This is a genomic window from Variovorax xiamenensis, assembly GCF_050916385.1.
Lineage (GTDB): Bacteria > Pseudomonadota > Gammaproteobacteria > Burkholderiales > Burkholderiaceae_C > Variovorax.
Map to the genome: position 1 here is coordinate 4,706,174 of NZ_CP139038.1, position 18,895 is coordinate 4,725,068.

Annotated in this window: 21 protein-coding genes and 1 tRNA gene; 13 read left to right on the forward strand and 9 right to left on the reverse strand. The window is 64.9% G+C overall.

All coding sequences use genetic code 11. From position 1 onward, the window contains the following. Nucleotides 1–39 precede the first annotated feature (39 nt). From SFB74_RS21495 to hemP, 10 genes are all read left to right on the forward strand, one after another. Entirely contained in the window at nt 40–849 is an 810-nt protein-coding gene (locus tag SFB74_RS21495) for a DUF4198 domain-containing protein (protein ID WP_432726311.1), read from the forward strand. 126 nt (nt 850–975) lie between these two features. Beyond that, a complete protein-coding gene (locus tag SFB74_RS21500; RefSeq protein ID WP_432726312.1) occupies nt 976–1,881 on the forward strand; it encodes an FAD:protein FMN transferase in 906 nt (301 codons plus the stop codon). Continuing rightward, the gene (locus SFB74_RS21505; RefSeq protein ID WP_432726314.1) at nt 1,878–3,245 is read left to right on the forward strand and encodes a sulfite reductase subunit alpha; all 1,368 of its coding nucleotides are present in this window, start codon (nt 1,878–1,880) and stop codon (nt 3,243–3,245) included. Before SFB74_RS21500 ends, SFB74_RS21505 begins: the two co-directional genes overlap by 4 nt. 234 nt (nt 3,246–3,479) lie before the next feature. Further along, nucleotides 3,480–5,873, forward strand: coding sequence for a catecholate siderophore receptor Fiu (locus SFB74_RS21510; RefSeq protein WP_432726315.1), 2,394 nt, complete (start codon nt 3,480–3,482; stop codon nt 5,871–5,873). A 95-nt stretch (nt 5,874–5,968) separates the two neighbouring features. Beyond that, entirely contained in the window at nt 5,969–6,649 is a 681-nt protein-coding gene (locus SFB74_RS21515) for a Fe2+-dependent dioxygenase (RefSeq protein WP_432726317.1), read from the forward strand. A 114-nt stretch (nt 6,650–6,763) separates the two neighbouring features. Next, entirely contained in the window at nt 6,764–7,036 is a 273-nt protein-coding gene (locus tag SFB74_RS21520; RefSeq protein ID WP_126025895.1) for a (2Fe-2S)-binding protein, read from the forward strand. Nucleotides 7,037–7,152: 116 nt separating this feature from the next. Next, complete coding sequence (locus tag SFB74_RS21525; RefSeq protein ID WP_432726318.1) at nt 7,153–7,845, forward strand: energy transducer TonB; 693 nt, start codon at nt 7,153–7,155, stop codon at nt 7,843–7,845. 18 nt (nt 7,846–7,863) lie between these two features. After that, entirely contained in the window at nt 7,864–8,577 is a 714-nt protein-coding gene (locus SFB74_RS21530) for a MotA/TolQ/ExbB proton channel family protein (RefSeq protein WP_432726319.1), read from the forward strand. A gap of 5 nt (nt 8,578–8,582) precedes the next feature. Then, nucleotides 8,583–8,996: an ExbD/TolR family protein gene (locus tag SFB74_RS21535; protein ID WP_432726320.1), complete on the forward strand. Its 414-nt coding sequence runs from the start codon at nt 8,583–8,585 to the stop codon at nt 8,994–8,996. A gap of 100 nt (nt 8,997–9,096) precedes the next feature. Further along, nucleotides 9,097–9,309, forward strand: a complete 213-nt coding sequence (hemP, locus tag SFB74_RS21540; protein WP_019655899.1) for a hemin uptake protein HemP — start codon at nt 9,097–9,099, stop codon at nt 9,307–9,309. Between the two features lie 184 nt (nt 9,310–9,493). Here hemP and SFB74_RS21545 read toward each other — a convergent pair whose 3' ends face one another. Next, on the reverse strand, nt 9,494–9,901 hold the full coding sequence (locus SFB74_RS21545; protein ID WP_081268676.1) for a GlcG/HbpS family heme-binding protein: 408 nt from the start codon (nt 9,899–9,901) through the stop codon (nt 9,494–9,496). 168 nt (nt 9,902–10,069) lie between these two features. Between SFB74_RS21545 and SFB74_RS21550 the strand changes: the two genes are divergently transcribed. Beyond that, a complete protein-coding gene (locus tag SFB74_RS21550; RefSeq protein WP_432726322.1) occupies nt 10,070–10,771 on the forward strand; it encodes a Bax inhibitor-1/YccA family protein in 702 nt (233 codons plus the stop codon). A gap of 47 nt (nt 10,772–10,818) precedes the next feature. Here the strand turns inward: SFB74_RS21550 and rlmD are convergent, their stop codons facing one another. From rlmD to surE, 5 genes are read right to left on the reverse strand one after another with little or no spacing between them, the layout of a single operon-like run. Further along, complete coding sequence (gene rlmD / locus SFB74_RS21555) at nt 10,819–12,255, reverse strand: 23S rRNA (uracil(1939)-C(5))-methyltransferase RlmD (protein WP_432726323.1); 1,437 nt, start codon at nt 12,253–12,255, stop codon at nt 10,819–10,821. Between the two features lie 40 nt (nt 12,256–12,295). After that, nucleotides 12,296–13,354, reverse strand: a complete 1,059-nt coding sequence (locus SFB74_RS21560; protein ID WP_432726324.1) for a sigma-70 family RNA polymerase sigma factor — start codon at nt 13,352–13,354, stop codon at nt 12,296–12,298. A gap of 4 nt (nt 13,355–13,358) precedes the next feature. Next, complete coding sequence (locus SFB74_RS21565) at nt 13,359–14,261, reverse strand: peptidoglycan DD-metalloendopeptidase family protein (protein WP_432726325.1); 903 nt, start codon at nt 14,259–14,261, stop codon at nt 13,359–13,361. 11 nt (nt 14,262–14,272) lie between these two features. Then, nucleotides 14,273–15,046: a protein-L-isoaspartate(D-aspartate) O-methyltransferase gene (locus tag SFB74_RS21570; RefSeq protein WP_432726326.1), complete on the reverse strand. Its 774-nt coding sequence runs from the start codon at nt 15,044–15,046 to the stop codon at nt 14,273–14,275. Between the two features lies 1 nt (nt 15,047). Then, complete coding sequence (surE, locus tag SFB74_RS21575; protein ID WP_432726327.1) at nt 15,048–15,806, reverse strand: 5'/3'-nucleotidase SurE; 759 nt, start codon at nt 15,804–15,806, stop codon at nt 15,048–15,050. 128 nt (nt 15,807–15,934) lie between these two features. Between surE and SFB74_RS21580 the strand changes: the two genes are divergently transcribed. After that, nucleotides 15,935–16,921 carry an NADPH:quinone oxidoreductase family protein gene (locus SFB74_RS21580; protein WP_432726328.1) on the forward strand — a complete coding sequence of 329 codons (987 nt, stop codon included), beginning with the start codon at nt 15,935–15,937 and terminating at the stop codon, nt 16,919–16,921. Between the two features lie 84 nt (nt 16,922–17,005). Here the strand turns inward: SFB74_RS21580 and SFB74_RS21585 are convergent, their stop codons facing one another. The 3 genes from SFB74_RS21585 to SFB74_RS21595 all read right to left on the reverse strand — a co-directional run bounded on the left by SFB74_RS21585 (nt 17,006) and on the right by SFB74_RS21595 (nt 18,649). Continuing rightward, complete coding sequence (locus SFB74_RS21585; RefSeq protein WP_432726329.1) at nt 17,006–17,350, reverse strand: H-NS family nucleoid-associated regulatory protein; 345 nt, start codon at nt 17,348–17,350, stop codon at nt 17,006–17,008. A gap of 285 nt (nt 17,351–17,635) precedes the next feature. Further along, a tRNA-His gene (locus tag SFB74_RS21590) sits at nt 17,636–17,711 on the reverse strand. 77 nt (nt 17,712–17,788) lie between these two features. Continuing rightward, nucleotides 17,789–18,649 carry a YbhB/YbcL family Raf kinase inhibitor-like protein gene (locus SFB74_RS21595; RefSeq protein WP_432726330.1) on the reverse strand — a complete coding sequence of 287 codons (861 nt, stop codon included), beginning with the start codon at nt 18,647–18,649 and terminating at the stop codon, nt 17,789–17,791. Between SFB74_RS21595 and SFB74_RS21600 the strand changes: the two genes are divergently transcribed. Continuing rightward, nucleotides 18,642–18,890: a GlsB/YeaQ/YmgE family stress response membrane protein gene (locus tag SFB74_RS21600; RefSeq protein ID WP_019655888.1), complete on the forward strand. Its 249-nt coding sequence runs from the start codon at nt 18,642–18,644 to the stop codon at nt 18,888–18,890. The two genes, SFB74_RS21595 and SFB74_RS21600, sit on opposite strands and share 8 nt — an antisense overlap. The last annotated feature ends 5 nt before the right edge of the window (nt 18,891–18,895 follow it).

The window sequence follows — 18,895 nt, forward strand, 5'->3', positions numbered from 1 at the left end:
CCTTTCAACCTGCCAGCCCCGTCATCCCAAGGAACTGCCATGACCCGCGCCAACCTCCGCCTCGCCTCCCTCGCCATCGCCCTGTCGGCCGCCGCATCGCTCGCGCAGGCCCACAACGCCTGGCTGCTGCCCTCCTCCACCGTGTTCTCCAAGGCCGACACCGTGACGGTCGACGCCGCCGTGTCGAACGACCTGTTCGTCGCCAACCACGCGCCGCTGCGGCTCGACGGCCTGCAGATCACCGCGCCCGACGGCAGCACCGTCAAGCCCGAGACCGAGGCCAAGCTCAAGCTGCGCAACGTGTTCGACGTGAGCGTGGCGCAGGCGGGCACCTACCGCATCGCCGTGATCAACGCCGGCGCCTTCGCGAGCTGGAAGGACAAGGCCACGGGCCAGACCAAGCGCGCGCGCGGCACGGCCGAGGCCATCGGCAAGGAAATCCCGGCCGATGCGCAGGACGTGACGGTCACCCAGTCGTCCGGCCGCATCGAGACCTTCGTGACGGTCGGCAAGCCCTCCGCGCTCAAGCCGATCGGCCAGGGCCTCGAGCTGATCGCCACCGGCAGCCCGACCGACCTGGTCAAGGGCGAGAAGGCCACCTTCACGCTGAACCTCGACGGCCAGCCCGCCAAGGGACTCGAGGTGACGGTGACGGCGGGCAACACGCAGTACCGCGACAAGCTCGAGGAAATCAAGCTCAAGACCGATGACAAGGGCCAGTTCAGCGTGACCTGGCCGGCCGCCGGCATGTACTGGCTCGACGCCAGCACCAAGGACAGCAAGACCACGGTGCCGCAAGCCAAGGAACGCCGCCTGAGCTACGCGGCCACGCTCGAAGTGATGCCCTGACGCGGCGGCAGACGGATCTTTTCCTTGGGCCTTTCGTTCAGCACCTGGCGCGCTGGCGGCTATGCCAACGCGGCCGTACCTCGCCCCGCCGATCCCTCGACCCTGCAGCACCTGGGTGGACGGACCATGGGCACCACCTGGTCGCTGCGCTTCGACAACCCGCGGATGCTGCCGCTCGCGCAGGTCCAGGCGGCCGTCGAGGCAGCGCTCGGCCGCGTCATCGCGCAGATGAGCCACTGGGAGCCTGACTCGGACATCAGCAGGTTCAACCGGGCCGAGGCTGGATCGCGCCACTTGCTGCCTGCGGAGTTCGCCACCGTGATGCGATGCGCCTCCCAATGGGCAACGGCCAGCGGCGGTGCGATCGACCCGACCGTGGGTCCGCTCGTTGCCTGCTGGGGCTTCGGTCCCGAGGCAGAAGAAGACAACCGCCTGCCTGCCGAGGCAGCCTTGGCAGAAGCGCGTGGACGCGTAGGCTGGTCTCGACTGGCATTCGACGCGGGCGAAGGCTCGCTCCTTCAGCCAGGGGGCGTCGCGCTCGATCTTTCGGGCATCGCCAAGGGGTTCGCAGTGGACCATGGCATCGACGCCTTGCGCGCGCTGGATATCAACGACGCCCTTCTTGAAGTCGGCGGAGAGCTGCGAGGCATCGGCAAACGCCCTGGCGGGCAGGCATGGCAGGTGCTCGTCGATGGCGATCCTGCCGGGGCACGCCGCGTGGCGCTTGCCGATATGGCCGTCGCCACTTCGGGCGACCGGTGGCATCGGCGCTCGCGCGAGGGGCGCCATTGGTCGCACACGATCGATCCGCGAACGGGAGAGCCGGTCGCGCATGCGCTGGCTAGCGTCACCGTGCTGCATGCGGAATGCATGCAGGCGGACGCACTGGCCACCGTGCTGACGGTGCTGGGGCCGGACGAAGGCTTCGACTTCGCGCAGCAGCACGGCGTCGCCGCACTGTTCGTGAGTCATGGCGAACCGGTGCCCTCGGCCAAGGCCACTCGCGCCTGGCCCGCTCCGGCCGGAACATGAGCGACTTCGCTTGGCGCGCATTGGGCGCGGGCTCCACCGTGGCCGCCTACGCGGCGCTTTGCGCGTCGATCTACGTGCGCGAGCGCAGGCGCGAAGTTGCGGCGGCGCGCGACTCGGCGGCGCTTTCGGGAAGTGGCAACGAGCCCCCCGTCCTCATGCTGTTCGCCAGCCAGACCGGCCAGGCCGAAGCCATCGCCTGGCAGACCGCACGGCAATTGAGCGCAGCGAACACGCCGGCGCGCGTGATGGAGCTGAACGCGCTCGATGCGCCTACCCTGGCTGCCGCGCGGCGTGCGCTCTTCATCGCCAGCACCTACGGCGAAGGCGATGCGCCCGATGGCGCCAGCGTTTTCGTCGAGCGCGTGATGCATTCGTCGCTGGCACTGCCTTCGCTGCGCTTTGCCGTGCTGGCACTGGGCGACCGGCAGTACGCCAATTTCTGCAATTTCGGTCGCGCGCTCGACGAATGGCTGCTGGCGGCAGGCGCCGGACGCGAGTTCGATCGCATCGAGGTCGACAACAGCGATCCGGCAGCGCTGGCCGCATGGCATGCGCAATGGGGCGACACGCCGGAAGCCGACACCCGCGATACCAAGGCCTCCAGCTTCGCCCAATGGCGGCTCGTTGCGCGGGAGCGCCTCAATCCGGGCAGTGCGGGCGGGCCGGTCTTTCACCTCGGGCTGGTGCCGCAGGTCGGTGAGCAGTTGCCGCACTGGGCCTCGGGCGATCTTGCGCAGGTGGCGGTGGCAAGCGATCCGAAGCGCCCGCGCGACTATTCGATCGCCTCAGTGCACGCTGATGGCGAACTGCAGTTGCTCGTGCGGCAGGAGCAGCACCCTGACGGCACGCTGGGCGCAGCATCGGGCCTGCTCACGTCCACCCTCAGCATCGGCGACACGGTGGCCCTGCGGCTGCGGGCGCACCGGGGCTTCCGCCTGGAGGGCAACGAGGCGCGGCCGCTGATCCTCATCGGCAACGGCACCGGCATCGCGGGACTGCGCGCGCATCTGCGGGCACGCGCAGCCATGGGCAGGCAAGACAACTGGCTGGTGTTCGGTGAGCGCCGGGCCGCCCATGATTTCCTGTATCGCGAGGAAATCGAGGCGTGGCAGGCCGACGGCGTGCTGACGCGGCTCGACATGGTGTTCTCGCGCGACCAGGCAGAGCGCTTCTACGTCCAGCACCGCTTGCTGCAGTCGGCCGACACCCTGCTGCGCTGGCTGCGCGACGGCGCTGCCGTCTACGTCTGCGGGAGCCTGCAGGGAATGGCTTCCGGCGTGGACGCGGCGTTGCGCCAGATTGCCGGCGAAGCACTGATGAGCGAGCTGACTGCCAGCGGACGTTACCGGCGCGACGTCTACTGAAGCCTGGCAACTGCGCCAGCTACGTTGCGTGACAGCAACAAATCGAGCACAACTTTTGGATTAATTCAGCTCGATCGTAATTTTTGATATTGAGAACCAATATCATTCGCGGCGATTTACGAAGCTTCGTGAATCGACTCACCCAGCCAGTCCCGCCACGCTTCTCCAAGGAACGCAGGCCGTCAGGACACCGCCAGTCGAGTCCTGACGCCCGCCCCTTTCGGAGAAAACTTCATGGCCTACATCAAGAGCCGCAAACACCCTGTTGCGCGTGCCGTTCCACATCTCTCTGGCGCCGCCGCCGCAACGCTGATGGCCATTGCGGCCCCCAGCGCACTTGCCCAATCGGGCGGCGCGCTGCCTGAAGTCCGCGTGCAGGACTCCGCAGTCACCGACTACAAGGCCGACAACTCGGCCAACCCCAAATTCACCGCCCCGCTGGTGAACACGCCCCAGACCATCCAGGTCATCAAGGAGCAGATCATTCGCGACCAGGGCGCGACCACGCTGACCGAGGCGCTGCGCAACACGCCCGGCGTGGGCACCTTCTTCCTCGGCGAGAACGGCAACACCAACACCGGCGACGCCGTCTTCATGCGCGGCTTCGACAGCTCGAGCGCCATCTTCGTCGACGGCATCCGCGACCTGGGCTCGGTGTCGCGCGACGTGTTCAACATCGAACAGGTCGAAGTCGTGAAGGGTCCCTCGGGCACCGACGTGGGCCGCACCTCGCCGACCGGCTACATCAACCTCGTCACGAAGAAGCCCAGGCTCGAAGACAGCTTCACGGGCTCGCTGGGCTTCGGCAGCGCCGACTTCAAGCGCGGCAGCATCGACTGGAACAAGTCGCTGAGCGGTGCCAACGGCATCGGCGCGGCCTTCCGGCTGAACGCGGTGAGCGAAGACGGCGGCGTGGCCGGCCGCGACTTCGTCAAGAACAAACGCTGGGCGATCGCACCGTCTCTCGCCCTCGGCCTGAACAGCCCGACGCGCATCTTCCTCGACTACCTGCACGTCAAGCAGAACAACATTCCCGACGGCGGCGTGCCCACCATCGGCCTGCCCGGCTACACCACGCCGGACGCCACCGCGATCACCCGCGGCCTGGCCCGTCGCACCTACCTGAACTACGCGCAGCGCGTCGATCCGAGCAACTTCTACGGCACCAGCTCGGACTTCGACAACATCACGGCCGACATGTTCACGGCGCGCATCGAGCACGACCTCACGCCCGACATCACCATCCGCAACACCACGCGCTACGGCAAGACCTCGCAAGACTACATGCTGACGTCGTTCATGGGCGGCGGCCTGACGTCGACGAACGGCGTCGGCACCCTGCCCGCCGTGACGGCCGGCTTCCTGAACACCGTGATCCCGACGATCCCGGCGAGCTGGACGATCACGCGCAACCTGCCCACCAACAAGGACCAGGAAAACACGATCTTCACCAACCAGACGAGCGTGTCGGCCAAGTTCAACACGGGCAGCATCAGCCACTCGTTCAACGGTGGCCTCGAGTTCATCCGCGAGAAGCAGACCGCCAACAACTTCTACGCGCCGGGCTTCGCGAGCGTGGGCACCACGCTGGCAGCAGCCGGCTCGTGGCCTGCAGCCAACCTGTACAACCCGAACCCGTACGTGAGCGGCTACAACCGCATCGCCAACGGCACGGGCTCCGACGGCAGCACCGACACCATCGGCCTCTACGCCTTCGACACGCTCAAGTTCAACGAGCAATGGCAGCTGACTGCCGGCCTGCGCTACGACCACTACTCGACCACGTACAACGCCACCGCGCTGACGCTGGCACGCACCGGCAACGGCCCGCAGACCTCGACGATCACGCCGACCAACCTGAAGCTGTCGGACAACCTGCTCTCCGGCAAGATCGGCCTGGTCTACAAGCCGACCGAGAACAGCAGCGTCTACGCGGCCTACGGCACTGCGGCTCAGCCGCCGGGCGGCGCCAACTTCCAGCTGGCCGCCGGCGGCACCGGCAACAGCGCCGCGCGCACCGACTTCCTGCCGCAGAAGGCCAAGACCTACGAGGTCGGCACCAAGTGGGACGTGCTGAACAAGCGCGTGGCCCTGACGGCTGCGCTGTATCGCACCGACGTGAGCAACGAGGTCGTGCAGGACTCGGTCACGCAGCAGTACTTCCAGACCGGCAAGAAGCGTGTGCAGGGCATCGAACTCGGCGTGTCGGGCGCACTGACCGACAACTGGGGCGTGACTTCGGGCTTCACCACCATGAACACCCGCGTGCTGAGCGGTCCCTCGGTGCTGGCGGACGGCTCGACCGCCCTCGCCTACACGCCGAAGAAGGCCTTCACGCTCTGGACCACCTACCAGTTCCCGTTCGGCCTGACCCTCGGCGGCGGCGCACGCTACAACGGCAAGCTGCAGCGCGGTACCGACGGCGCGGTGGGCACGCCTGCGTACGTCGACTCGTACTGGGTGTTCGATGCGATGGCCTCCTACCGCATCAACAAGAACATCGACATCCAGCTGAACGTGTACAACCTGTTCAACAAGGACTACGTGGCGGCCATCAACAAGAGCGGCTACCGCTACACGCCTGGCACGCCGCGCTCGGCGAAGATCACCGCGAACTTCGCGTTCTGATCAGCCTCCTCTCCTGCACCGTGCCAATCCGGGGCGGTGCGACACTCGAGCCCCGGCCCGCGCCGGGGCTTTTCTCATTGCGGAGTTCCTGAAAAATGATGCTTCATGTGCCCGAAGTGCTGAGCCCCGACCAGGTGCGCGAGATGCGCGCCGCGCTCGACGCCACGCAATGGACCGACGGACGCGAGACGGTCGGCGCGCAGGGAGCGCAGGTCAAGCGCAACCGTCAGTTGCCGGAGCATTCGCCGGTCAGCAAGGAACTGGGCAGCATCGTGCTGGCTGCACTCGCGAGGAACGCGCTGTTCTTTTCGGCGGCGCTTCCGTCGCGCTTCGTGCCGCCGCTGTTCAATCGCTACGAGGGAGGCGAGCATTACGGCGTTCATGTCGACGGTGCGGTGCGAGCCCTGCCCGGCAGCGGGCAGCAGCTGCGCACGGACCTGTCGTGCACGCTTTTTCTGTGCGATCCGGAAGATTACGAGGGGGGCGAACTGGAGGTGATCGACACCTACGGCTCGCACGAAGTGAAGCTGCCGGCGGGGGATCTCATTCTTTATCCGGCGAGCAGCCTTCATCGCGTCCACCCGGTGACCCGGGGAGCGCGCGTGTGCTCGTTCTTCTGGCTGCAGAGCATGGTGCGCAGCGATCAGCAGCGCGGCATGCTTTTCGAGCTTGACCAGAACATCCAGAAACTGCGCGCTCGTCTCGGCGAATGCGAGGAAACCGTAGCGCTGACGGGGCATTACCACAACCTGCTGCGGCTCTGGTCGGAGGTCTGACCCCGGAAAGCCGGATGTTGCATGAATCAGTAACACATAGTTATTGTGAATGCGATGGATTCTTATTTATAATCGTCTTCATCCAACAGCCAGCCAACTGCCGCTTTCACCGCCATGATCGTTTGTGTCTGCCGCCGAGTCTCCGACCGCGAAATCGCACGCCACGTGCGCGCCGGCATGACTTTCGACGAAGTGCAATTCGAACTTGGCGTAGCCACCCAGTGTGGCCAATGTGAAGGTTGCGCGCGCGATATCGTCGCGCAGTGCAGCGCTTCGCACCCGGTCGCCGCATTGAATTGCGAATCGGGCCCGAGAGCGATCCAGCTTGCCAACTCCATCAAGGAAAGCAAAGCATGGAACTCGTCTCGGCACTCGGCGGCAGCCTGATCCTCGTCGCGGGTTCGGTCTGGTGGATCTTTCGCAAGTAGCGCCAGTGGCGTCTTCGTAGCGGTTTTGCTGCAATCGGGGCACCTTCCGCGGTGCCCGCATTCGAATGGTTGATCGTGTCTGACCGCTTCGCCCCCCCTCCTTCCGTCTTCGGCCTTTCGCGCAATGTCGTCATTGCCGGGGGCGTCGTCCTTTTTCACGCGGCTGCGCTCTGGGCGCTTCAAAGCGGGCTGCTGCGCCGCGCCGCCGAAGTGGTGATCCCCGTGGAGATCATCAGCCAGCTCGTAGAACCGCCCAAGCCGGCTCCTCCGCCGCCGCCTCCGCCCCCTCCGCCGGAGAAGAAGGTCGCCAAGGTGCCGCCGCCTCCGCGGCCCCAGGCGATCAGGGAGCCCAAGCCGACTCCTGCGCCCAACGCCCCCACGGGTAGCGTCGAGCCGCCACCGCCGCCGGCCCCCATTCCGCCACCCGCTCCGGAACCGCCCCCGGCGCCGCCTCCCGCACCGCCAGCCCCCAAGCTGGTCGAAATCAGCGAAGGCCAGACGCAGTACATCCGCGAGCCACGGGTGGTGTTCCCTGCAATGAGCAGGCGCCTGGGCGAATCCGGCGTCGTGGTCGTGGCCGTGTACTTCAGCAGCGCGGGCATTCCGAAGCGGGCTGAAATCTTCAAGTCCAGCGGCTACGAGCGGCTCGACCAGGCCGCGCGCGACGCGGTGATGTCATCGCAAGTGACGCCGTTCAAGCAGCCGGGAGCCAACGAGGCCACGGTTTACATGCTGAAGGCGCCCATCCGATTCAATCTTTCCCAGTAATTTTTTGGAGTAGTACGCATGGATTCTCAATTCGGCTTGATGAACGTCTGGAATCAGGGCGATTTCGTCACCAAGGCCGTGGCAGTGCTGCTGATCGGCATGTCGCTCGCGTCGTGGATCGTCATCATCGTCAAGGCGCTGGACGTCGTCCGCTACAAGCGCCTCGCCAAGCACTCGCAGGACTTCTGGCACAGCGAAGATTTCGCCACCGCCCTGAACAAGCTCGGCAAGGACGACAGCAACCCCTTCCGCGCACTGGCCCTGGAAGGCCGCGAGGCAGCGGCCCACCACCGCAACACCAAGGCCCATCTGCACGATGCGCTCGACGTGAGCGACTGGATCACGCGCGCCCTGCGCAACGGCATCGATGCCTTCACCGCCCGCCTGCAGACCGGCCTGGCGATCCTGGCTTCGGTCGGCTCCACGGCGCCGTTCATCGGACTGTTCGGCACCGTCTGGGGCATCTATCACGCGCTCATGAGCATCGGCTCGGCCGGCCAGGCGACCATCGACAAGGTTGCCGGCCCTATCGGCGAAGCACTGATCATGACGGCGCTCGGCCTCGCCGTGGCCATTCCCGCGGTGCTGGGCTACAACGCACTGGTGCGCGGCAACAAGTTCGTGCTGACGAAGCTCAACGCCTTCGCCCATGACCTGCACGCCTACTTCGTGACCGGCGCCCGCGTCCAGAGCGGCAGCGACGCCATCGTGGTTCCGCTCAAGAAGGGCTGAGCACCATGGCCTTCGGAACACAAGACGAACCCGATGAGGTGATGAACGAGATCAACATGACGCCGCTGGTCGACGTCATGCTGGTGCTCCTGATCATCTTCATCATCACCGTGCCGGTGATGAAGCACGCGGTGAATATCGACCTGCCGCGCGCAACGAGCGAGCCGGAACAGCCCAAGCCCCAGAACATCCTGTTCAGCGTGACGGCCGACGGCAGCTACTACTGGAACGAGCAGAAGATCGACGACAGCGAACTGCCCGGCCGCCTCGCAGCCGAAGCAGCCAAGGAACCGCAGCCCGAGCTGCACATCCGCGGCGACAAGGCTGTTCGCTACGAGCGAGTGGCCAAGGCGATGTCGGAAGCCCGTGAGGCCGGCGTGCGCAAGATTGGCTTCGTCACAGAACCCGACACGAAGTGAGCTGAAAGAGAAACGCAAATCAAAAAAAGTTGATCGCGCCGATTGACTTCTACTTGCGAATCATTATCATTCACTCATCGCTTCGATAAGGGAACTCCAGATGCCAGCCACACCGAATGCCTTTTCTGTCCTGAACCATCCTTCGCTCGACCAGTCGGGTGGTGGCCATGCGTCCATCCAGGCAACGCGTCCGGTGCCGATGCTCGAAAGCACGGAGCTTCTGAAAGGAAGCAAGACCGTGGGCATCATGCACAACGGCTCCCTCTATCGGCTGCAAGCCACCAAACTCGGCAAGCTGATCCTGACGAAGTAAGTCACCCAGCCCGCCCTTCGCGCAAGTTTCATCGTGGGGCGACTCAAGGAGATTCATCTCCGAAGGGTCGTTTTTTGCTAGCCAACGGTTCGCCGACTAGCCAAGCTTTTTTTCCACGCTGAAGCAGCCCAAATAAAAACGCCGACCTCGAAGTCGGCGTTTTGCTTTGTACGGGAGAAAAGAATCAGAGGCCGAGAGCCGCAATGCCGGCCTTTGCAATCTGCGCGTCTTCGTTCGACTTCACGCCGCTCACTCCGACTGCGCCGATCACGTGGCCGTCCTTGACGATCGGCACGCCGCCTTCGAGCAGGCCCTGCACTTCGGGTGCCGTCAGGAACGCCGTGCGGCCGCCGTTGATGATGTCTTCGTAGACCTTGCTCTCGCGACGGCCCATGGCTGCCGTGTGAGCCTTGGCGGGAGCGATGTGCGAAGACAGCGCCGCGGCGCCGTCCAGACGCTGCAGCCAGAGCAGGTTGCCCGCGTCGTCCGAGATCGCGATGGTCACTGCCCAGTTGTTCTTGAGAGCCTCGGCTTCGGCCGCTGCGGCGATGGTCTTGACGTCGGCGAGTTCGAGGAATGACTTGGTCTTCATGATGGATGAGCTCAGTTTGCGTGAAAACCCAAGAGCATAACGGCCATGCCGCCAAGGGCGCCTCCGGGGCTTGGGAACACCCTGCATACGGTTTTTGCGGTACCCCCTCTTGCCGCCCCCTAGAATGCGCCCAACTGCGTCATTGCAGCAACCACAGGAGCTCCGGCCATGAACGACCGCGTTACCACCCTAGACACCTCTTCCGACTACGGCCAGCCGTTGGCGCAGGCAGAACGCCAGCGCGTGCTGCGCAACACCTACTGGCTGCTCGCGCTGAGCCTGCTGCCCACCGTGCTGGGCGCCTGGGTCGGCGTAAGCACCGGCATCACCCGTTCGCTCACCGGTGGCCTGGGCCTCATCGTCTTCCTCGGCGGTGCCTTCGGTTTCATGTTCGCCATCGAGAAGACCAAGAACTCCGCCGCCGGCGTGCCGGTGCTGCTGGGCTTCACCTTCTTCATGGGCCTGATGCTCTCGCGCCTGATCGCGATGGTGCTCGGCTTCAAGAACGGCTCCGAGCTGATCATGACGGCCTTCGGCGGTACCGCCGGCGTGTTCTTCGTGATGGCTTCGCTGGCCACCGTCATCAAGCGCGACCTGTCGGGCATGGGCAAGTTCCTGTTCGTCGGCGCAATGGTGCTGATGGTCGGCGGCATCATCAACGTGTTCGTCGGCTCGACCACCGGCATGCTGGTCATCTCGGTTGCCGCCATCGGCATCTTCTCGGCCTACATGCTCTATGACCTGAAGCAGATCATGGACGGCGGCGAAACCAACTACATCAGCGCCACGCTCGCCCTGTACCTCGACCTGTTTAATGTGTTCCAGAGCCTGCTGGCCCTGCTCGGGATCTTCGGCGGCGAACGCGACTGAGCAAGCGGATCAACCGCACCAGCAAAAAGGGCCCTGAGGGCCCTTTTTCATTCCAGCTCGAAAACTGCGATCGACTCGACGTGCGCCGTGTGCGGGAACATGTTGACCACTCCCGCATGAGTGCAGCGATAGCCGGCCTGGTGCACCAGCAACCCCGCATCCCGCGCGAGCGTCGACGGATTGCAGCTCACGTACACGATGCGCTTCGGCGGCGTCCACCCATTGGTGCGCAATTCAGGTTGCTGATGAAGATCGGCGATGGCTTTGGCCAGCGCAAACGCGCCTTCGCGCGGCGGGTCGACCAGCCACTTGTCGGAGCTTCCGTCGGCCACCAGCATCTCCGGCGTCATTTCGAACAGGTTGCGCGCCACGAACGTCGCAGGCGACAACTCGCGGCGAGCCGACGTGGCCGGCTGATTCCTCTTGAAGTTGTCGGTCGCGCGCGCCACCAGCGTGTCGCTGCCTTCGATGCCCAGCACCTCGCGCGCCTTGCTCGCCAATGGCAAGGTGAAGTTGCCGAGGCCGCAGAACCAGTCGATCACTCGCTCGTCGGACTGAACGTCGAGCAGGCGCAGCGCCTTGCCCACCAGTGCACGGTTGATGTGCGGATTGACCTGCGTGAAATCGGTAGGCTTGAACGGCATCGTGACGCCGAACTCCGGCAGCCGGTATGCCAGCGGCGTGCCGCCCTCTTCCAGCAGCTTCACGGTGTCCGGCCCCTTGGGCTGCAGCCACCACTGGACGCCTTCATTCTTCTCGGCAAAGGCCTTCAACCGGTCGATGTCGGCACGCGAGAGCGGCTCGAGGTGGCGCAGCACCAGCGCGATCGTGCCGAGCCGCGTGGAATCGGGCGCATCGCCGCAGGCCAGTTCGATCTGGGGGCAGGTGTCGCGCGCGTCCATCGAGCCGATCAGTTCGCGCAGCGGCATCAGCATTTCGCTCACCTGCTTCGGCAGCACCGGACACACCTGCATGTCGGCCAGGTAGCGGCTCTTGCGCTCGTGAAAGCCGATCAGCACCGTGCCTTTCTTGACCACATGCCGCACCGAGAGGCGCGCGCGATAACGGTAGTGCCAGGCCGGACCTTCGAGCGGCCGCAGCAGGTTCTCGGGCTTGACCTTGCCCAGGTGCCAGAGGTTGTCTTCCAGCGCTCGCTGCTTCACGGCCACCTGGGCGGCCGCGTCGAGATGCTGCATCTTGCAGCCGCCGCATGCACCCGTGTGCAGGCCGAAATGCGGGCAGCCAGGGCGCACCCGTTGCGACGATTCACGGCGGATGGCCGTGACCGTGCCCTGCTCCCAGTTGTTCTTGCGCCGGTGAACGTTGAACCGCACTTCCTCGAAAGGCAGAGCGCCTTCGATGAACACGACCATGCCGTCGGCCTTGTGCGCCACGCCCTGCGCATCGAGGTCGAGGGACTCGACCTTCAGCCATTCTTCGCCAGGATTCGCGGGGACTTTCTTTTCTTCGATGGATTCCGTCATCCCCCGATTGTCTCAGCGTGGGCGCCTCCCCCTGGAACACCTAGAACAGCGCGTCCCGCCCCACGCCGGAGCGGGCCAGTTGGCGCCGCATCTTGGCCAGCGCTTCGTTCTGGATCTGCCGCACGCGCTCCCGGGTGAGGCCGAGGCGCACGCTCAGCACCTCCAGCGTCTCGGGTTCGCGGTCGTGCAGGCCATAGCGCCCCTCCAGCACCTCGCGTTCGCGTGCATCGAGGGCATGGACCCACTGGTCGAGCAGGCGCTCCACCTCGCGCGTATGCGTCACGTCGGTCGGGCTGCCCTGCTCGTCCTCGGACGCCACCGTGTCGGCCAGCGTGAAGCCCTCGTCTCCCCTGGAATCGCCCGCATCCAGCGAGCGCGGGGCTTCGGACAGCGCCAGCAACTCGGCCACCGCCTGCACGTCGCGTCCCAGCAGTGCAGCGATGTCTTCCACCCGCACGCCGTCCGGCCTTAGCGCAACGAACTCGGCATCGCCTTCCAGCGTGCGGCGAGCCTTCAGCACCTGTTGCAACTCACGCACCACGTGCACCGGCAGCCGGATCGCGCGTGCCTGCGTCATCACCGCGCGCTCGACCGACTGGCGGATCCACCAGGTCGCATACGTGGAAAAGCGGAAACCGCGTTCAGGCTCGAACTTGGTGATGGCGTGCATCAGGCCGAGATTGCCCTCCTCGATGAGGTCGGACAAAGGCACGCCACGGCCCAGGTAGCCCTTGGCGATGTTGACCACCAGCCGCAGGTTGTGCTCGATCATCGATTGCCGCGCGGCGAAATCGCCGGCGCGCGCGGCGCATGCGGTCTGGTATTCCTCGGCGGGGGTGAAGAGCTCGGTGCGCCGGACCTGGCGCAGGTAGATGGTCAGCGCATCGGCGCCCTCGCCACCGACCACTTCGCCCGCGGCACCCAAGGCGCCATTGGCAGGCAGAGCGGCATCCGTCGCCGAGGGATCTACATCTTCTTCAGGACCGTTCGCGTCCTTGCCGGCGAACTCCTGGTGCCCGTCGCCTGGAGGCACGCTGCTGCCCCTGCCCGCCGACCCGCGCACAGGCAACAGCGTGCGGCGGGGGCGGGAGGCAGCCATGGCATCACCGGCTGGGCAGGTAGCGAGAGGGATCGACGGGCTTGCCCTGGCGGCGGATCTCGAAATGCAGCTTCACGCGATCGGCATCGCTGTTGCCCATTTCGGCGATCTTCTGGCCCTTCTGAACCGACTGGTCTTCCTTCACGAGCAGCGTCTGGTTGTGCGCATATGCCGTGAGGTAGGTGTTGTTGTGCTTCAGGATGATCAGGTTGCCGTAGCCGCGCAGGCCCGCGCCCGCATAGACCACGCGACCGTCGGCAGCCGCCAGCACGGGGTCGCCCGCCTTGCCGGCGATGTCGTAGCCCTTGTTCTTCGCTTCGTCGAAGCCCGCGATCAGCGAGCCGCTCGCCGGCCAGATCCAGCCCACGTCTTCATCCCCGGAGCCGCCGCTGGCGGGGCTGGCCGGAGAAGCCGTGACCGGCGCCGGCGGCTTGGTCGCGCCGCTGGACGGCGTCGAAGGCACCACCACAGGTTGCGGCGGCACCGGCTTCGTGACGGCACTGTCCGAAGGCGTTGCGGGCGCGGCTGCGACAGCGGTACCCGAGCCTGTGGGCGGAATCACGCGCAACACCTGGCCGACTTCGATGAGGTCGGGATTGTCGAGGTTGTTCCAACGAACGATGTCCTGCCAGCGCTGGCCGGTATCGGCGCCGATACGGCGGATCGTGTCGCCGGGGCGCACTGCGTAGTAGCCGGGCTTGCCGTAGTTCTCGATGCCGGCAAGCGGCTTGCCGTTGGCGTCCGTGGTGATGGGTGGGCCGCCGGGCACTGTGGCCCCTGGCGCGCGAGTCATGGTGCCCCGGTCTTCGACTGGCGCCGGCCCACGAGGTGTGGAACAGCCCGCGATCACGAGCACAAAGGCCAACGTGACGCCAGCGAACCAACTCCGATTGCCAAAACCCTGCATTTGTTATTCCTTCAAGCAATACCAGATTTTAGGGGGACAAAGTGAACCGCCTCAAGAATGAGACGCTCCAGTCCCCGGGGGGTCTTGTCGATGACGACAAGGGCTTGGCCACCCTTCGCGGAATGGGTGGGCGCCACGATGCGACCACCTACGGCGAGCTGCTCGATCCATGCCTCGGGCACCGCTTCGCCGCCTGCCGCGGCGATGATGCCGGCATAGGGCGCGCCCTTGGCGTAGCCGATCATTCCGTCGCCCAATATCAGGTGCACGGTCGCCAGCCGGAAATGCCTCAGATTGGCCCGCGCGCGTTCATGCAGCCCGCGCAGGCGCTCGATGCTGTAGACCTCGGTCGCCACATGATTCAGCACGGCTGCCTGGTAGCCGCAACCCGTGCCGATCTCGAGCACCCTGCCCAGCTTGCCCTCGGGCTTTCCCGCCAGCGCGGGAGCGCCCATCAGCAGCTCGATCATGCGGGCCACCACGTTGGGCTTGGAAATGGTCTGCCCCAGTCCGATCGGCAGGCTGGTGTCTTCGTAGGCCTGGTTGACCAGTGCACTGTCGACGAAGCGATGGCGCTCCACGGTACCCATCGCGCGCAGCACGCGCGCATCGGAAATACCTTGCGCCGCAAGCTTCTGCACCATGCGCGCCCTCACGGCGTCGGATGCCATCGAAGGCGTGGACGGCACCACGGGCTTGACCGGCACGGCGGGCATGCGCCCTCGCGTGGCGGCCGAAGCGGTGGGTGTCAGGCGAACGGGAAAACTAGGCCGCTGGCTGGCCATGTCAGTTGCCGAGACGGGCCACCGTCTCGCGCCATTGGCCAAGGTTGGCGTGATCGGTCAGGTCGATCTGCAGCGGCGTCAGCGCGATGTGGCCTGCCGCGGTGGCGTGGAAGTCGGTGCCCTCGCCGCTGTCCTTGGCGCCGCCGGCACCGGCGATCCAGTACATGGTCTCGCCGCGCGGGCTGTCCTGCGTGATCACCTTCTCCGCCGCATGGCGCCGGCCGAGGCGGCAGACCTTGACGGGCTTCAACTCGCCGAAAGGCAGGTTCGGTACATTCACATTCAGCAGGAAAGCGCCGCCTTCATGCATGCGCTCGCGCTCGATCTGCTGCACCAGACGCCGCGCCACCTGGGCGGCCGCGTCGACATGCGCCCAGCCTTTTTCGATCTGCGAGAAGGCGATGGCCGGAATGCCGAACAGATAGGCCTCCATCGCTGCGCCGACGGTGCCCGAGTAGATGGTGTCGTCGCCCATGTTGGCGCCGTTGTTGATGCCGGAAACCACGAGGTCGGGCCGGTAGTCGAGCAGGCCCTTGAGCGCGATGTGCACGCAGTCGGCCGGAGTGCCGGTCACATAGCGGAAGCCGTTGTGCGCCTCGCGCACATAAAGCGGCGCCGCAAGGGTCAGGGCGTTCGACTTGGCGCTGTTGTTGTGCTCGGGCGCGACCACCTCGACTTCGGCGATGTCCTTGAGTGCGTCGTGCAGAGCGACGATGCCCGGCGCCTGGAAGCCGTCGTCATTGGAAATAAGTATCTTCATGGTGCTTCTGGATGCACCGGATTGTAGGCTTCGGGTGCGTCGCAGCAGGGACAAGCCCACCCCGCCGCGACCCCTATCATGCCCGCAGTCATTGCCCCAACATTACCTGTCTGAAGGAGACCCCTGGCATGCACGCATGGCTTTGCGAAAACCCCGTCGGCGTCGACGCGCTGACCTGGAAGGAACTGCCCACCCCCACCCCGGGCCCGGGCCAGGTGCTTATCGAAATCAGGGCGGCCAGCCTGAATTTCCCCGATCTGCTGATCGTGCAGAACAAATACCAGATGAAGCCGCCGCTGCCCTTCGTGCCGGGCTCCGAGTACGCGGGCATCGTCCAGGCAGTCGGAGAAGGCGTCACGCACCTGAAGGTCGGGCAGAACGTGGCCTGCCTCTCTGGCACGGGCGGCTTCGGCACTCACACGCTGGCGCCCGCAGCGCTGTGCATGCCGCTGCCGGAAGGCTTCGGACATGTCGACGCAGCGGCTTTCATCATGATCTACGCCACCTCGTGGCACGCACTGATGGACCGGGCGCAACTGAAGGCCGGCGAAACGGTGCTGGTGCTCGGCGCGGCCGGCGGCGTGGGCACGGCAGCCATCCAGATCGCGAAAGCTGCCGGGGCCAAGGTGATCGCGGCCGCCTCCACCGACGAGAAATGCGAGCTTTGCCGCTCCATCGGCGCCGACGCGACGATCAACTACACGACGCATGCGCTGCCCAACGGTTTTCGCGACGCCATCAAGGCCGTAACCGACGGCAAAGGACCGGATGTCATTTACGACCCGGTGGGCGGCGATTTCGCTGAACCGGCCTTTCGCTCGATCGGATGGCGCGGCCGTTATTTGGTGGTCGGTTTTGCCTCGGGCCCGATTCCGTCGCTGCCATTGAATCTGACGCTGCTGAAAGGCGCCTCTCTCGTCGGCGTGTTCTGGGGCGATTTCGCCAAGCGCGAACCCAAGGCGAATGCGCAGATGATGGCGGAATTGGCGCAGTGGTACGGCCAGGGAAAGATCAAGCCCGTGATCGACAGCACGATGCCGATGGCGGAATTGAAGGCCGCTTACGCGCACATGGGTTCGCGTGGCGTCAAAGGGAAACTGGTGATGGTGAACTGAGCGCGTCGCTCTTCGACACCCAATAAAAAAGCCCGCTCATGCGGGCTTTTTTATTGGGCACTTGCCCAGCGAAAACAGGGGCACTTACTTGATCTCGTAATCGGAAAGAGACTTGCCCGCGGCCAATGCCTCGGTCACCCAGCGCGGCTTGCGGCCACGGCCACCAGACCAGGTTTCGCCGGTCGGGCTGCGGTATTTGGCGGCAGCCTTGGCGGGGGCGGCGCTTGCACTGCGCTTGGCGGCGCCAACGCGGCCGGTCAGTTTCAGATCGGAAGCCGTCAAACCGTATTCGGCGATCTTCCGGCGCAACTCTTCGATCACGCCTGCGCGTTCCTGGTTGCGCAGGTCTTCGGCCTGCTTGCGCAATTGCGCAATCTGCTCGTCATGCTTCTTGATCTGGGAATTGATATCGGCGAGGGTCGAAGCCATTCTTGGACTCCTGAAATTGAAAACGGGGCGATTTTAATTCAGTTTACATTTGCCACAAGTGCCTTACCAGCCGAAAAAAATGGTGGCGCATTGCATTAGTGCAACAACTCGCAACGTAAAGCGACGCCCGCCGGAACAGCTTATAGGAGGCAGAGAGGGGGAAAAAGAGGCTTCGGTGCGAAGTTCGCAGAAGATGCGGCGACCGAAAAAGACAACGCCGGGACAAACCCGGCGTTTTTTGTTCCTTTGAATGTGCTATTGCGCAATAGCACAAAGGAGATATTTTGGGGTGGCTGATGGGACTCGAACCCACGACGACCAGAATCACAATCTGGGACTCTACCAGCTGAGCTACAGCCACCGCAGAGCCTACGATTGTAGCGTTAAAAATCGCGATTTTGACGGGCCGAATGAACGAAGAGGCTCGAAAGCCACATTTCACCCTGCAATCGCCGATCCACCCTGAGGCAGGGCATCCGGGATCCGTATGGAGCCATCGGATCTCTCATGAGTGCCGACCAGGAGCCCGCTGGCGACTGCATGCTCACGCAAGGCATCGACGACCTCATCTCTCCCCGGAGTTTCCGAAAACTTCGGCTTGCCCCTGAGCGCGAACAATTGGAACGCATACCTATGAACCCCGTGCCCCGGCGGAGGATCGGGCGGCAGCCAAGCCGCCTGCAAGGCGGAATTGCGCCCGACATGCAGCCCCGCCACGCCATCGTTGCCTTGGCTGGGAACGGCCCCTTCAGCAAGCGCTCCCCCCGGCACCAGATCCACTACGATGGCATGGACCAGTGGGTTCGGCGTGGGCGAGTCGGCATCTTCTACGACCAGCAGCAACGATGCCGCGCCTGCAGGCAACCCACTCCATTGAAGCGGCGGCGACACCCCTTCGGCATCGGCGGTGTAGCACTGCGGCAATGGCGCATGGTCGGCAAAGGCTACGCTGGTGAGTTGGATCGAACCCATCCCCTCTCGCATTCCGAGCGTATTGAAAACGATGTTGTCCAGTCCTGCCCGCACTCCCTGCAAGGCCTGGCCGATGACTTCAGGCAGTTTTTCCAGCATGCGAATGGTGTACCGCGGCCCTGACGGCGAATTTGTAGGACGCAGCGCAGCGCCCGCGTCACGAAGTCGGGCATAAATTCTCGGGTGCTCGCTCGATGCACAGCGTCGCCCCGCCACGCATGCCGGCACGCACATCGCTCCGCTATCATGAATGCGCCCTGTGCAGCCGGGCATGGCTTGCAGCCAGTTCCACCACTTCACCACACCAAAGGAAATCTTCATGAGCATCGTCTGGACTATCCTGATCGGGTTCGTCGTGGGTCTTGTGGCACGGGCAGTCAAGCCGGGCGACGACTCCGCAGGCTTCATCGTCACCACCATCATCGGCATCGCGGGCTCGCTGATCGTCACGTACGTCGGCCAGTCGCTGGGCTGGTACACCGCCGGCCAGGGCGCCGGCTTCATCGCCTCGGTACTGGGCGCGATCGTGCTGCTCTTCATCTACGGCATGATCAAGCGCAAGAGCTGAACGAC

What these genes read in the sequence shown, in the direction of transcription:
- SFB74_RS21560 (WP_432726324.1), bottom strand. Translation starts at nt 13,354, where the DNA reads ATGGCTGCCTCCCGCCCCCGCCGCACGCTGTTGCCTGTGCGCGGGTCG.
- SFB74_RS21530 (WP_432726319.1), top strand. Translation starts at nt 7,864, where the DNA reads ATGGATTCTCAATTCGGCTTGATGAACGTCTGGAATCAGGGCGATTTC.
- SFB74_RS21550 (WP_432726322.1), top strand. Translation starts at nt 10,070, where the DNA reads ATGAACGACCGCGTTACCACCCTAGACACCTCTTCCGACTACGGCCAG.
- hemP (WP_019655899.1), top strand. Translation starts at nt 9,097, where the DNA reads ATGCCAGCCACACCGAATGCCTTTTCTGTCCTGAACCATCCTTCGCTC.
- rlmD (WP_432726323.1), bottom strand. Translation starts at nt 12,255, where the DNA reads ATGACGGAATCCATCGAAGAAAAGAAAGTCCCCGCGAATCCTGGCGAA.
- SFB74_RS21565 (WP_432726325.1), bottom strand. Translation starts at nt 14,261, where the DNA reads ATGCAGGGTTTTGGCAATCGGAGTTGGTTCGCTGGCGTCACGTTGGCC.
- SFB74_RS21495 (WP_432726311.1), top strand. Translation starts at nt 40, where the DNA reads ATGACCCGCGCCAACCTCCGCCTCGCCTCCCTCGCCATCGCCCTGTCG.
- SFB74_RS21515 (WP_432726317.1), top strand. Translation starts at nt 5,969, where the DNA reads ATGATGCTTCATGTGCCCGAAGTGCTGAGCCCCGACCAGGTGCGCGAG.
- SFB74_RS21585 (WP_432726329.1), bottom strand. Translation starts at nt 17,350, where the DNA reads ATGGCTTCGACCCTCGCCGATATCAATTCCCAGATCAAGAAGCATGAC.
- SFB74_RS21595 (WP_432726330.1), bottom strand. Translation starts at nt 18,649, where the DNA reads ATGCTCATGAAGATTTCCTTTGGTGTGGTGAAGTGGTGGAACTGGCTG.
- SFB74_RS21570 (WP_432726326.1), bottom strand. Translation starts at nt 15,046, where the DNA reads ATGGCCAGCCAGCGGCCTAGTTTTCCCGTTCGCCTGACACCCACCGCT.
- SFB74_RS21535 (WP_432726320.1), top strand. Translation starts at nt 8,583, where the DNA reads ATGGCCTTCGGAACACAAGACGAACCCGATGAGGTGATGAACGAGATC.
- SFB74_RS21600 (WP_019655888.1), top strand. Translation starts at nt 18,642, where the DNA reads ATGAGCATCGTCTGGACTATCCTGATCGGGTTCGTCGTGGGTCTTGTG.
- SFB74_RS21520 (WP_126025895.1), top strand. Translation starts at nt 6,764, where the DNA reads ATGATCGTTTGTGTCTGCCGCCGAGTCTCCGACCGCGAAATCGCACGC.
- SFB74_RS21545 (WP_081268676.1), bottom strand. Translation starts at nt 9,901, where the DNA reads ATGAAGACCAAGTCATTCCTCGAACTCGCCGACGTCAAGACCATCGCC.
- SFB74_RS21500 (WP_432726312.1), top strand. Translation starts at nt 976, where the DNA reads ATGGGCACCACCTGGTCGCTGCGCTTCGACAACCCGCGGATGCTGCCG.
- SFB74_RS21510 (WP_432726315.1), top strand. Translation starts at nt 3,480, where the DNA reads ATGGCCTACATCAAGAGCCGCAAACACCCTGTTGCGCGTGCCGTTCCA.
- surE (WP_432726327.1), bottom strand. Translation starts at nt 15,806, where the DNA reads ATGAAGATACTTATTTCCAATGACGACGGCTTCCAGGCGCCGGGCATC.
- SFB74_RS21580 (WP_432726328.1), top strand. Translation starts at nt 15,935, where the DNA reads ATGCACGCATGGCTTTGCGAAAACCCCGTCGGCGTCGACGCGCTGACC.
- SFB74_RS21505 (WP_432726314.1), top strand. Translation starts at nt 1,878, where the DNA reads ATGAGCGACTTCGCTTGGCGCGCATTGGGCGCGGGCTCCACCGTGGCC.